This window comes from Candidatus Methylarchaceae archaeon HK02M2 (genome assembly GCA_024256165.1).
Taxonomy (GTDB): domain Archaea; phylum Thermoproteota; class Nitrososphaeria; order Nitrososphaerales; family JACAEJ01; genus HK02M2.
The window spans coordinates 1-13,252 of sequence record JAKLZG010000042.1 but is presented as its reverse complement, the minus strand read 5'-3'; the positions used below and the strand labels follow the sequence as shown (position 1 = coordinate 13,252).

Sequence of the window (13,252 nt, the reverse complement as noted above, 5' to 3'; positions counted from 1 at the left end):
ATATGATTATAAAAAATGATTCTAGATGAGATAGCCACAGGAATGTTCTTAGGAATTATTTATGGAGGTATGTCCTCACTAGTGGTCATGCTCATCTCCATTGCTTATAGATACTTTACAGAAGAAAGGTTTTCATCGATAATGGGTATAATCATAGGGTTAGGAGTAGTTGGAATAAGTGGTGGTCTTCTAGCTATACTTGAACAACCTACAGTGGGTGGAGGAGTTCAGATATTGGTAGCAAGTTTTATCATCGCTATTGGAGTGACGTACGGAGATAAAATGGCGGTTCAGATTAAAAAATACAATATCTCCATTACCAAGATGTTGGTCAGGGGGAGAAAGAGTAGTAATGTCATAGTAAAGATGCCCAGCGAGAAGCTGATAAGGAACATACCTGGAAAGCCCCGTGTGATGGACAGCCTGAAGAAGGAGTTATCAGGTAAGGAATTAATATTTCCCTCCGATCTACCAGTAGAAGAACTTGCCAAGAGGGTAAGACGGCAATTGATAACTGATTGGGGGCTGGGTGATGTAGAAGTAGAGTTAAACGAAGAAGGTGAGGTGACCTATCTTGCAGTGGGTTATCGGGTGCAGAGCATCAGCGAGACTATCGGTGTCGGCTATGTGGCTTTACCCATAGAATATAATGTTGCTCCTTCAGGACTAGCGCCTAGAGATATAGTAAGAATCCATTTGGAAGATGGTACGTATATCAATCGTTCAGAAGTAAAAGGAATTGACAGAGAGAGTAGAACCATCACCATCATGGTTGATGAAAGTCTTTTAGAAAAATTTGAGGGTAAGAAAGCAAAGCAGATTATCGCTTTACCAACTTCTAGGCCGGTACTTCTGGTCAAAGATATAATGACTGCTACAGTAAAAACTACATCTCCTGATGCAGATGTTCAGAGCGCTGTACAATTGATGAAAAAATTCAAAATTGGATCAGTAGTAGTCGTTGAAGAGGAAAAACCAATAGGGATTATAACCGATAGGGATATTCTTGAGAGAGTTCTGGAACCAGGTTTAAATGCCAAAACGACAAAGATTGAAGAAATAATGTCTTCGCCTCCAATTTCCATCGGACAAAGTGAAACTCTAGATAAAGCGGTTGAGCTGATGAAGAGCAATAAAATTAAAAAATTGTTAGTAATGGACAATGAAGAAATGGTGGGCATAGTCACGGCAAGGGATTTTATGAGGACGGGCAGAATAGTTCAATGAAACTTTCGATTCATTATCATTTCTGCTAATTCATAAGGTTATGTAGACTCATGGTTTTCTACTTTATGTTGTGTCTGTTTCAAGGCTAAATAATCATTCTTAACGTTACAATCTGATTAAGCCCTTTTCGGTACAAGAATTATTAATGATCATTCAGAAATACTTTTGAAGATACGCTTCCTCAATCTGAAATCTTTGAAATCATTCCTAAGGAAGATTATTATGTAGATCCCCATTTCTCAATTGTGTTATGGAAGTACTTAACTTCATAGTCACCATTATTCTTGTAACGGCCTCGGGAGCTTTGGCCCCAGGTCCTTTATTTTTTGCTACTGTCTCCCATGGTGCGGAATCGGGAGCTAAGAGCGGCCTATTGTTCTCAGTGTCTCACACTCTAGTTGAGTTTACTCTGGTGATTCTTTTAGCTTTAGGACTTTTAACAATTGCCAGCGAGCAGACAGTTAAGTTGATTATTGGAGTTTTAGGAGGCATAGTTCTGATCGCATTTGGCACAGTACAAATCCGAGACTCACTTACCTCAAAATTTAAGGAAAATAAACCAAGTAGAGCTAATTATCGCAATCTTCTTCTAATTGGCTTGGCGTTTACTAGTTTGAATCCTTTCTTTATTATTTGGTGGCTGACTGTCGGGGCACAGCTTATCATCATTTCCCTCGAATTCGCATCTTTTGCTGGTGTTGTCTTTATGTATCTTTGTCATGTGTGGATGGACTACGTATGGCTTATTGCCGTTGCCCATTTCGCAAAGATGGGGACCGATGTGGTAGGATTTAAATGGTATAAGATAATTTTAGCTTTATTCGGAGGAGTCCTAATATATTTTGGACTCAATTTTATCATCAGCTCCATTGGCTGATATGTTAATTGATAGAAGTTCTACCGGAAAACTTCTATCGAGTTTTAAAAAGAGGGGGTATAAAAATAAATAATCTTATCTTATTCTGTTTCCTGGCATCTGTGTTTGCTTGTTTTCTCATAATATCTGAAGTGCTCAAGCCATTTTGGACTTCTAGGTGATTCTTGAATAAACTTCAAAAATTTTATCAGTTTCTCTATTGTCTCATGATGTATGATGTGCTCTATTTCGCAAGCATCCACATCAGCTATGGTTTCATCTACCCCCAAGATCTCTAAGAATTTTCTTATCGTTTCGTGACGCTGTTCTAGTTTTTTAGCGTAAACTTTACCTTTTTGAGTTAAGGTGACCCCTCGATATCGCTTATAATTAACAAGTTTATGTTTTTGTAATTTTTGGAGCATTTCAGTGACGCTTGGAGGTTTTACTTTTAGCACTGTTGCAATATCTACTACATTTGTATAACCCTTATCCTTAGTAAGTTCATAGATTCTTTCAAGATAAGTCTCTTCAGCCTTACTTGGCTCTTCCATCATTACCAAACTAATATCATTCCTTTAATAAATAACCTAGTTTTTCAAGTAATTTTTTCCTTTTTCGGTAATATTGTAAATTTTACCATCGGATGGTTTTTTCATACATTCTTTATTTATCGAACATCTCATACACTCTGACATTTCTTCACTGCTATCTATCCTTTTCAGGTAGCCTTTCGATGAAAGTAGAGTAAGAACATCTTCCAAAGTAGATTCTTGAATCCCGATACTGTTTGAAATCTCTCTCTTACTTAAATGACCTTTTTCGTAGATTATTTTCAAAATCTCTTTAATCAATATTAATTACTCTCTCCATTCTTTTTTAGTTAGAGCTAAATACGCTCCTGGTATTGCAAAAAGGAAGAGCCATATTCCAGGCCTTAGATCATCTGACCAAGCCCACTGCAACCAGTCTTCAAACTGGAACATATATCCTACTCCATTAGCCAGCATTATAACCGTGAATACTCCAAAGAATATTGTTGCGAGAAGGCTACCTACAAGGAGGAAGGACAACCCTTCTCGATCGCCCCTTGCCTGTTCTCTTACTCCGTTAAGGTAGACTACTCCAATGATTATCAACATGATTCCTCCTAAAACATCTGGTGGAACAAGGTTTATTCCCGCGAATTCTATAGGTGAGATCAGGGGAGCGCCTGTTCCTACAAAATCTCCCCATCCTATCAATATTTCTAGGATGCCAAAGATGGTGTACATTAATCCGATGAATAAGGAGTAAGCTCCTATAGCTGTTCCAACCCTTTTATTAAATCCCATTCTTTTTCTTTCACTACCTCTATGAGTATCCTAAAGCAATCCCTAATGCAGTGATAACTAGTCCAACTGTATAAGCCAAGGTGAGTGACATGAGTACTTGAAAGATAGTCCATTTCCAAGATCCTGTTTCCTTTTTCATTGTTCCAACAGATGCAAGGCAAGGTAGATACAATAGGGTGAAAGCCATCAAAGTGAAACCGATAAGAGGGGTGTAATCCGCAACTAGAGCCCCTGCAATTGCTACTTCACCTTCTACTGCATAGATTACTCCAAGTGACTCTACAACGATCTCCTTGGCCATAATACCAAAAATTAAAGATGAGACGATTTTCCAGTCAAACCCCAAGGGTCTGAAAATTGGTTCTAAAGCATGACCTATTTGTCCTGTGTAAGAAAGTTCAATAGATTCTTGGGCTACACCCCACGGAAAACTTGATAGAAACCATAGTATGATCGCGCCCACCAAGAGGTATGTACCAGCCTTCTTAAGAAAGTGAACGCCTCTTTCCCACATGTGGATTACAGAACCATGGAATGTAGGCATTTTGTATAAAGGAAGTTCCATGATAAAAGGAGCGGGTTCTCCTCTCAATAATGTCTTTCTTAAAAGTAGTGCCAATGTTATGGCTATAAGGATGCCCAAAAAATACATTGACCATATAGCTGTCGACGCCATTGAGCCGAAAAAAGCTCCTGCTATGAGGATATAAATAGGGAGTCTTGCAGCACAAGACATGAATGGATTGATCAATAGTGTGATGAGTCTATCTTTTTCTCCTTCAATACTTCTTGTTGCCATCATGGCGGGTACATTGCACCCAAAACCTAGTAGCATAGGTATGAAAGACCTCCCATGAAGTCCCAACTTAAACATGATCCTATCCATTATGAAGGCTGCTCTAGTTAGATAGCCACTGTCTTCCAATATAGCTATTGCAAAGAATAGGAAGAATATGAGAGGTATGAACGTCAATATGAAACCTAATCCACCAAAGATGCCATCACCTACAAGGGAGGCAAGAAATTTGTTAGGGATAGCCAATGATGCTTTGGCAAGTAAGCTAAAAAAATAGCTGATTATCTCCATAAACGGTGCGGAAGCATCGAAAGTGAACCGGAACATGACCCAAGCCAAGGCTAGGAATACTGGTATGCCCAAAACCTTATGAAGGAAAACTTTGTCCAGCATATCAGATAGGGTCCACTTTTTGGATCCTCTGACCAAGGTAGTCTTAAGCATAGTGCGTATAAGATCGTACCTCTTATCTGCTAACATGAGTTCAGGGTCATCCCCAAGGATTTCTCTTGCTCTCAATATATCATCTCCATAAGTTCATGGTAGTATCTGCTATTCTTGATCTTTTCAAGAACGTCTTCATCCTTCTCTAAGAGCTTGATTGCCAACCACCTAAGTGGATATTTCTGTGCCAAGGGCTTATCCTTCTTTATGATCTCTATGATAGAGTGTATCAAATCTTCGATCTTATCCCCATAAGTTATCTTGGTCTTTACCAAATCTTTTCTTTCCACAGCTTTGATGATTTCATCCTTGAGTTCTTCCATACCTTCCTTTGTAGTCGCTACTGTTGGAACAATCGTCACGCCGAGTTGTTCTGAAAGTTTCTTTACATCGATCGTGTAACCTTTATCTTTAGCAATATCCACCATGTTCAAAGCGACAACTAAGTTTGCTTCGAGCTCAAGCAACAAAAGTGTAAGGTAAAGGTTCCTCTCGATGTTTGATGCATCGACTATATCAACCAGCACGTCCGGATTCTCCTCTACGATGTAGTTTCTTGCTATGAGTTCATCAATAACTCGGGAAGTGAGACTATAAGTACCAGGCAGATCGACGATCTTCAATTCAACCCCTTTATGAAAACATTTACCTTCTTTCTTTTCTACAGTCTTTCCTGGCCAGTTTCCTACGTGCTGCTTTGCGCCAGGTACCAAGTTATTGAAGATCACGGATTTGCCTACGTTTGGGTTCCCGATCAGAGCCACTGTGTAAGCCATTAATTTACGACCTTTTGTACCATGATCTTCAGGGCAACTCCTCTTCCTAGAGCGATTCGAGTGTCCTTAACTTCGACGACCAATGGCCCTCCCCGTCCAGGATTATGAGAAGCATGTGAGTATACAACTTTTATTTCAACACCAGGAATAAATCCCATATAGCTCAATCTCCTAATCACTCCTCTACCACCTCGAATTCTGGTAATCATTCCTTTGCCTCCCACAGGAAGCATAACAAGAGGTATCTCCATAATCATCCCTTCAAAGAAACGTATATGTCCTCCGCTTCCATCTTTCTCAAGGTTAAATTGTAATCTCGAATTTTGAACTCTAGAGGATTTCCGAAAGGGGCCCGTCTGATTACCTCTATCTCGGATCCTTTGACAATTCCCATATCCATAATTCGGCGTCCAGTATCTCTGCTTCCTTTAATATCAACTATGAGGCTATTTTGACTTGGCTTCACTTTACTCAGACGTAATTTCAATTCAAGACAACTCATTGAATGTTAGGCTTACCTAACATTATTATAAATATCTAATTACATGTTTATAAACTTTATTTTATCACTTTATATTCTTAATAATAGAAATGATTATCTTTATGGACTACCATTAGGAACTTGAAAAGTAGACTATGCCATCTATGGAAGATGCTGCATCGAAACCAGAAAGACAGGCAATTCTTAGAGTCTTATTTAGCAAATCAAGTGGTTTAACTTTTATAGCTTTAAGTGAAAAACTTCAAATGAAACCTGAAATCTTGCAAGGGCATCTTAAAAAATTGATAAAAGCATCTTTAGTTCTTCCGCCTATCGATAAACGAGAATGCTATCAAATTTCATCGATTGGGAGAATTGTTCTTAAAGGGTTGAGGCAGAGGAATATTCGTAAGATTCGCTAAATAAGTATTGTTGTGATCTACGTTGTGATTTACGAGAATATAAATTTGAAGGGAGTCTTAAAGATCGTCAATCTCATCAAATTCATTAAAAAAATCTTAAGAATAGGGTACCCTATTCAATATAGCATTAAAGAGGGTATGAGAAACTTATATGACTTAGTAGTAGAATTGTGTCTTTCCGTTAACTCTTTAATAGCCGTAGGCATTCAAAGGGTTATAATGGGGTCGGTGGGATTTGAACCCACGACCGCCAGCTCCCAAGGCTGGAATCCTAAACCAAACTAGACGACGACCCCTTTTGTCCGTAATCCATTTAGGGAAAATAGGACATTCAGCATTACTGTTGAAGGTAATTTAAGGATGACGGTGGTTAGTTTAGTCTGGTCTAGGACGTAAAAAAAGGTTGGTTTGGCCTCCCGCCCCACTGGAGCAGGTTTGGAGCTCCTACACCTTATTTTTTAATGTGTACTTGAAAACAGTTTAAAGATTTTTTCTTCTATTCTTTTCTATAGGTAGCTCTAAAAGAGAAGCTAAAAGCTCATCAGAAATTCCGGGAGTATTAGCAACTGCCTCTTTCATAGTCCTTTTTAATATGTGAGTCGTAATCTATTGATGAATACGCTTACGATAATTATTAGTCAAATAACTCTGGATGAAATAGTTTGGCGAGTACTTCAATGGCATCTACTATTCTCGGACCAGGCCTTGTAAGGATGGCTTCATCAACTTCGTATAGTCTATCATTTTTCAATGTAGAGATCTGATCCCAACCTATCCGACCTTTTACTTCATCTAATGTTAATCCAGTCTAGATTAGAGAATAACACTATCTAAAAAGATAAAAAAGAGGTGTTAAAAGGTTGTTTAATATTCAATCTTTCTTGGAAGTGTCTTTGCTTGTTCAATCCATTGCTTAATTTCATGGACTGCTTTAAATCAGGTGTCAGTAATAATATGTAAGAGGAAAATTAATAAACTGAATGGTGGGGTCGGTGGGATTTGAACCCACGACCTACAGGTTCCTCCGCTCCAGAAGCACATCATCCAATTAGTCAGTGAACCTATAGAATACCCTCTGGAGCCTGCCGTCCTACCTTACTAGATAACAACTTACTAGGAAAATCCTAATAAAGTCTTCTAGGGCTCCCGAGGAAACCTTGCTAGACCACGACCCCAACATAAAGAATCTAAGTTTCAGGGATTTCTTAAACTTTATTATAGTGAAAAATCGATTAAATTTCAAATTCTATAAATATTATAATTTATTCTATTGTATTATAATAAATTCTGCAAGTTCTAAGGAATGATATCCTTTATAGTGCAAATCTTAGCCTAACAGAATTTATACTCAACTATTATAATTGTATTGAGAACTCCTCATAACTTGAATGAAAAATGGTCTCTAAAAATTTAAATTAAAAACTCTCCCCGCTATATTTTTGAAAAAAAATGAAGATTTATAAATCATCACGCATATATAACACATAGATAACAAATTAATACGTTAAATTAACACATAAATTTATAATATAGAATTCTGCTCTATGGCCCGAATCCATTTTGGCCCTCGGCAAGATTATATCCAAGCTGAAGGTGCCAGTAAGGAGGCAAAGAGCAAAGCCTCGTGTTGTACCATTTAAAAAAGAAGGACTGAACTCTCTTTATAAGGCTAGCTCGATTCTTTGGCTTCTTTCTTGTAATCATTACCCATCTTTGAAGATCAAATCAACTTACCACTTCTTAAACGAAACTATGAAAAGATTTAGGTACAAATTATATGATCTATTCGATGATCCTGAGTGCCTAAATTACTCTTCTATAATCAACCTTGGTTATGTGAAAGAAAAGCATTGGATTTATGCAGCTTATATAGCAACGATAAGCTCATTACCCTTCTTATATAAAGTATGTAATTTTCAAGAAATTGTGAGGGCTATTTTTGCGAAAACATCTTTTGGGACAAACATCAAATTGCTGGATAATCTTAATGATGAAATTCATAATGTATCTCAAGCAGTCGACTCACTCTGGAATTGGTTATCTGCACATAGCAAAGGAGGATACATGAATAGAAATAGAACCGATGATCCGATTATAACTCAAGCTGAGAATTCCGCCTTTAAGATGGAAACATGGGTCTATGAATCTGCAAGTTCATGTCAGTATTATGCACCTAAGATGTATGATTTTTACCTAAAAGATGCTGCGAAGTGGGTCAAGGGTCAAGCAGATTCTGTAAAGCATAAGGCTGATAGAAAAGGCAGGATACCTAGTATAGAAGAGTACATAAAGTACATCTCTGAAAAGAGCATTGGGGATTTATGGATAGACATCGACTTATGCTTTTTAGAAAGTGGGCTAAAATTTTTAAATAAAGATCAATTACAGGCGATTAATACCTTAAAAATAGGCAACTCTCTTGTCTTCAAATCAACTCTGGTCTACGATGATGTCCAAGACATATACGAAGATTTGAGTACCAATTCCGTAAATAGTGCTGTAATTCTTGCCCTTGAAAAGGGAGTTATCTCTGAAAGAGACCTTACAGAGAAAAGCTCACATGAAATAGTGAGAAGGTTGGGAGAAGAAGGCATCTTTTTAGATACGATAAAACTTGCAGATATGATCTTCTTAAAAGGAATAGAGAAGTTTAATATTCCGGATAACCTAGATAAAATTATTGATAAACAAGGCCTCATTCAAGGTTTCAGGTTTATCAGGCTCTTTAACCTCAGAAAGTTATTGATTAGGAATAAGAATTATGTAACAACGAAACTATTCTTTTCTTCACTGAATGATTTTGAAAAGATCAAAAGAACGATACCCGATGACATCATGAGACTTCAGAGACATTTAATCTAAAATATTATAATTATAAATAATTCTCTCTATCCAAAATAATGGATTCAATAATAAAATCTAATAACTAAATGTCAAGTATAGAATTCTAGACTATAAATCTTATTAAATAAAATAGCTTCTAATATATGAATTTAAAAGTGGACAGATTCTACACAGGGCATGAAATTTTCGATGAAATAGTCACAATAAATTATGGCTCATCAATCCTTGTACTCGATGAAAGTTATATGGAAGCTAAAAATCTGTTAAATGCTATACTCAAAAAACCCATTGAATTTGTATCCTATGATGTTGAAACATCCAGAGGTCAGATTGTTTCTGTAAGTGAATTATCTCCTTCTGATGCTAGTGTAACAATAAATAGATTAAGGGACGAGTCAAAAGGTTCTGTAATAATCCATAATTATCTCCCAGACTTTTTAATAAAGTATGGCTCAGAAGCAATTTTACGCCTTATCGGAGTTTGGCGTGAACAAACTTTGAATAATAAAACAGTTGAATTTTATCTTTTACCAAAAGGCACTTTCAGCGATCTAGAGAAAAAGTTAATATCTATTGTAAATGGTGTGATAGAAGTAAATGTAAAACGTTCTGAGAAAGAGTTTGATTTAAGTTTTATAGTAAAGCGCATTTGCAAACCAGAATGGCACCTCCGTGAATTTAGATATAAACACGATGGGCTTAAAGTCCTTATAGAGTGGGAAGGGGAGTTCACCGATAAACTTCCTAGAATAACATTAGATGAGATAAAGAATAGAGTCGAAAGCTATAAAAAAGAGCTCCCATCTTTACGGGTAAAAGTCGGTACCGGCGTACCTGTAAGTCTATCAAACCGTGATTATTGGCTACTATCCCAGATAAAGGGAAAAAGTCTGTATTTTCTCCAAACCCTCTTTTATGATAGGTTTGATGAAATTTTGGAGAGTATTGCAAAATGGCACATAATGGGCAATATACAAGTCGTTAAATGCGATAAAAATATTGAACAAGAAGATAAATTTGAAAAAGATATAAGTTGGAAAACAAAGCTTGCTTTAAAGCTTCCTTTGAAATTGGCACTATACTTACTAAGGTCTCCAGAATTCCGTACTGTTCCAGTAGATGTATTTGTTGCAGATAAGAAAGCCATTTATGAGTTTTTAAAGATTTTCTTCGGAGATAGAACAGAGCTTAACTTAGAATCTTTGGACAGTTTACTCTATATGGAGGAAAAATTTCATGAAATTACAGGCAGATTGAAAGCTATCAAGGATATGAAATATCTTGAGAATGAGAATATTCGTTTAAATATAAAATATCTTCCAAAAATCATTAAGATGGTTTTACATGTTGGTTTTAAATTGGATTGCGACATCAATAAAGTTTCAGCAACTACTTTTCAGATAAAAGTAGATAAATGCTTTTTCTGCGAAGGTATAAAATCAGTTAAACCAATTTGTAAGGCGATAGTTGGAGGTCTTACAGGAGCTTGCTCACTTACATTTAAACGCAAAATAAATTGTAAAGAAATCAAATGTAAAGCTTTAGGTAATAATTGTTGTGAATTTGAACTAACAGTTAAAAATTAGAAAATTACATAGTAAAGTTTGATAAATGATAAATTAAATTATGTGTATTTTTAACTCTATTTTATCTATCTAACTAACTTTTTATAGCAAAATTAATTTACTACCTTTTAGTTTCTTTTATCTAGCCGGCCATAGCAACGGGGTCCGACCTGGTCTCATTCCGAACCCAGACTCTTAGGAGGGGGAGAAGTCAAACCTGTTGTCGCCGTTGTGTTAGTTAGGTGCGAGAGCCCTCGCGAAGCAACGGTGCCGGCGCCTAATTCTTGTATGAGAAAGTTAATCTTTATCGATTTTTTGTCAATTATCTTTACTCTTGTATAAGAGGGCTTAGCAATAATACATAGCTGGGGACTAGGATTCAAGCTAGAACAGAATGTTTTAAAAGGTTATTTATTTTGTAGATTAAACTAATTGAGAAAAGAATCACATCTACCTTTATTTCTCAGAGCTATCAGTCCATTATTTAGTTTCGCTATCAGATACCCTCATAAAATTAACTTTGGTAATGCTATTAAAGCATATAGAAATTTTAAAGTTGAAAATGGTTTAACATTAATCAATGTTAATAGTCTTGATTTCATGTCAAAATTCATTGCCAAATACCCTCAGCAAGTCACAGCCTATGTTGGTTATTGTCAAAAATCATTAGATTGTCCTAAAGACAAAGCAGGAATAAGGTCGAAGGAATGTGATAAATGTAGTAAAAAGGATGAACCTTATCCATGTCAAATAGGAATTTTAAAAGAGAGATTTGATAAATTGGGAAGTAAATTAAAAATCATAAGTATGACGGAAGATTTCATAGAAAAAGAATTTTTATATTCTTTTTTTAAGAATGATACAAAAAATGGTGCTTTTATATTTGTTAGTTGCCCTGTAATGCGCAAGTTACTCTTGCCATTGGCTCTCCCTTTTTATAGACCCAATAGACCAACTATTATATTTGATTTAAAATACAATGTTTGTGATTTAAAAAAAATCTTATGTGTACAATCTCGTATGCATGATAAACAAACATTTCCCTCTAATGAAACCTTCTATGCGTTACTAAAAATGCTTGATAAAGCTAGAGAATATCAAAATTCTTAGATTTATCTAGGTCATGGCCATGTAAAGAAAACCTTCATCTTAATTTCGACATAACTTTCGATACAGTTTCTCTATGGAATAGGAGAAGCCAGATAATTGGAATTATTATGAATGTCAGAAGAGCAATACGCCAATCGCTTAGCATTACTTGATTAAATATTGAGACAAAGGTCAAAGCAAAAATATAAAAGATAAAATCCTTCATCCTATTTCCAATCTTACCCACATCATTTAATAATACCTCGGTAGACTTACCGCTCTTTTCTATCTTATTCACCAAATCTATCTGTGTTTTAAGATATTCTTCATGCCTTTTTTCGGCAATACTTCTTCTTACCATCTTAAGTTTTTTCTCAACAGTTATATTCAGTTCCTTGATTCCTAGCTTCTCTTCAGCAAAAGACCACCAACTTCTTGAAGGATTAAGTACCGTGCGAATAAGAAAGTGAGCCTCCTCTAGCCCATGGGTTACCATCTTTTCAGCATTCTTGAATTGTTCAATAGCAACCTCATCCATATCCAATATTTCTGTCAAGAATGAATCATAAATCTCTGTTAGCACCCTTAAATGATACAAGATTTCAAAATTTATGAAATTTTCCGAAATCTCATCGAGTTTTGGGGCCATGAGTTTATTGTTGCTGCTCCTCCTAACATCATCCCAAATCTTGCTCGAACAGATTAAGAGCATAGCGTTTGGTGACAAAAAATGACTTATTTCAAGACTTTGAGAGAGATCGATTAAATCGTTATGGACCGTAGATGATGTTCTAGTTTTGAATTCTTTATCTTTTGTGAATAGCGCTCGAACCTGCCTTGGATAAGTCTTAACTATTTCTTCAAAAGGGTTTTTGACATTTTTTAAGAATTCATAAAGAATGAGTAGATTGCGTTGATGTGGACTTGTTTTTTCAAGTAAGTTGAAGTTTTCAAGGTTTCTCTTTTTACCTAAATAGTCGAGATACAGAGCTTCAATCAAGAATTTATAAATCATGGATAGATCAAAAAAATTGCAGTGGTAACAAGAATAGGTTATATTAAATTCTTTAGCTATCTCATTCTGGTTCGCTTTTTCGTCCGATTCCTCTTTTCTTTTTAAATCTATTTTACAATACTTTTTTGCCTCCTTTATCATATCATCTAATCTATCTAGCTTAACTGCCTCTCCTAAGTTGATAGGTAAAGCAACATCTACTTCAATATTATTTCCAACTAAATCCATCATCTCATCCACCTTCAACTCTTGATCAGCGGGGTAAAGCCAGAAGCTTATGCAACCCACTCCACTTTTATAGATAGTAACTACCATTCTAACTGCCCTAAATTCACCCATTGGTTCGAACTTGATTAAAATTGGATAAAGTATAGCACGTGAAAACATCTTTCTTTTAGTATCT

General features: G+C 36.0%; 14 protein-coding genes, 2 tRNA genes and 1 rRNA gene. 7 read left to right on the top strand and 10 right to left on the bottom strand.

The window, feature by feature from the left end; translation table 11 throughout:
* Window positions 1–15: 15 nt before the first annotated feature.
* Both L6N96_03420 and L6N96_03415 read left to right on the top strand, forming a co-directional pair.
* The gene (locus L6N96_03420; GenBank protein MCP8323209.1) at window positions 16–1,227 is read left to right on the top strand and encodes a CBS domain-containing protein; all 1,212 of its coding nucleotides are present in this window, start codon (window positions 16–18) and stop codon (window positions 1,225–1,227) included.
* Window positions 1,228–1,477: 250 nt separating this feature from the next.
* The gene (locus L6N96_03415) at window positions 1,478–2,104 is read left to right on the top strand and encodes a LysE family translocator (GenBank protein ID MCP8323208.1); all 627 of its coding nucleotides are present in this window, start codon (window positions 1,478–1,480) and stop codon (window positions 2,102–2,104) included.
* Window positions 2,105–2,184: 80 nt separating this feature from the next.
* Here the strand turns inward: L6N96_03415 and L6N96_03410 are convergent, their stop codons facing one another.
* Genes L6N96_03410 through L6N96_03380 form a run of 7 tightly spaced genes read right to left on the bottom strand, consistent with a single transcriptional unit; the run spans window position 2,185 to window position 5,935 of the window.
* The gene (locus L6N96_03410; GenBank protein ID MCP8323207.1) at window positions 2,185–2,640 is read right to left on the bottom strand and encodes a metal-dependent transcriptional regulator; all 456 of its coding nucleotides are present in this window, start codon (window positions 2,638–2,640) and stop codon (window positions 2,185–2,187) included.
* A gap of 33 nt (window positions 2,641–2,673) precedes the next feature.
* A complete protein-coding gene (locus tag L6N96_03405; GenBank protein ID MCP8323206.1) occupies window positions 2,674–2,937 on the bottom strand; it encodes a winged helix-turn-helix transcriptional regulator in 264 nt (87 codons plus the stop codon).
* 6 nt (window positions 2,938–2,943) lie between these two features.
* A complete protein-coding gene (locus L6N96_03400) occupies window positions 2,944–3,417 on the bottom strand; it encodes a hypothetical protein (GenBank protein MCP8323205.1) in 474 nt (157 codons plus the stop codon).
* Window positions 3,418–3,436: 19 nt separating this feature from the next.
* Complete coding sequence (gene feoB / locus L6N96_03395) at window positions 3,437–4,732, bottom strand: ferrous iron transport protein B (protein MCP8323204.1); 1,296 nt, start codon at window positions 4,730–4,732, stop codon at window positions 3,437–3,439.
* Window positions 4,729–5,433, bottom strand: coding sequence for a 50S ribosome-binding GTPase (locus L6N96_03390; protein ID MCP8323203.1), 705 nt, complete (start codon window positions 5,431–5,433; stop codon window positions 4,729–4,731). Before L6N96_03390 ends, feoB begins: the two co-directional genes overlap by 4 nt.
* Window positions 5,433–5,684, bottom strand: coding sequence for a ferrous iron transport protein A (locus tag L6N96_03385; protein MCP8323202.1), 252 nt, complete (start codon window positions 5,682–5,684; stop codon window positions 5,433–5,435). Before L6N96_03385 ends, L6N96_03390 begins: the two co-directional genes overlap by 1 nt.
* 2 nt (window positions 5,685–5,686) lie before the next feature.
* Complete coding sequence (locus L6N96_03380; GenBank protein MCP8323201.1) at window positions 5,687–5,935, bottom strand: ferrous iron transport protein A; 249 nt, start codon at window positions 5,933–5,935, stop codon at window positions 5,687–5,689.
* Window positions 5,936–6,069: 134 nt separating this feature from the next.
* Between L6N96_03380 and L6N96_03375 the strand changes: the two genes are divergently transcribed.
* Window positions 6,070–6,336, top strand: a complete 267-nt coding sequence (locus L6N96_03375; GenBank protein MCP8323200.1) for a hypothetical protein — start codon at window positions 6,070–6,072, stop codon at window positions 6,334–6,336.
* Window positions 6,337–6,556: 220 nt separating this feature from the next.
* On the opposite strand, the gene L6N96_03370 is transcribed toward L6N96_03375, so the two are convergent.
* Together L6N96_03370 and L6N96_03365 are read right to left on the bottom strand one after the other, a co-directional pair.
* Window positions 6,557–6,632: transfer RNA gene (locus tag L6N96_03370), tRNA-Pro, on the bottom strand.
* A 685-nt stretch (window positions 6,633–7,317) separates the two neighbouring features.
* Window positions 7,318–7,511: transfer RNA gene (locus L6N96_03365), tRNA-Trp, on the bottom strand.
* Between the two features lie 418 nt (window positions 7,512–7,929).
* Here L6N96_03365 and L6N96_03360 point away from each other — a divergent pair.
* The 4 genes from L6N96_03360 (at window position 7,930) to L6N96_03345 (ending at window position 11,855) form a co-directional block, all read left to right on the top strand.
* Window positions 7,930–9,198: a hypothetical protein gene (locus L6N96_03360; GenBank protein MCP8323199.1), complete on the top strand. Its 1,269-nt coding sequence runs from the start codon at window positions 7,930–7,932 to the stop codon at window positions 9,196–9,198.
* A gap of 125 nt (window positions 9,199–9,323) precedes the next feature.
* Entirely contained in the window at window positions 9,324–10,766 is a 1,443-nt protein-coding gene (locus L6N96_03355) for a 4-vinyl reductase (GenBank protein ID MCP8323198.1), read from the top strand.
* A gap of 121 nt (window positions 10,767–10,887) precedes the next feature.
* A 5S ribosomal RNA gene (gene rrf / locus L6N96_03350) occupies window positions 10,888–11,024 on the top strand.
* Between the two features lie 153 nt (window positions 11,025–11,177).
* Entirely contained in the window at window positions 11,178–11,855 is a 678-nt protein-coding gene (locus L6N96_03345) for a hypothetical protein (protein MCP8323197.1), read from the top strand.
* 34 nt (window positions 11,856–11,889) lie between these two features.
* On the opposite strand, the gene L6N96_03340 is transcribed toward L6N96_03345, so the two are convergent.
* Window positions 11,890–13,252: hypothetical protein (locus L6N96_03340; protein MCP8323196.1), on the bottom strand; the 1,363-nt coding region annotated here is incomplete at its 5' end.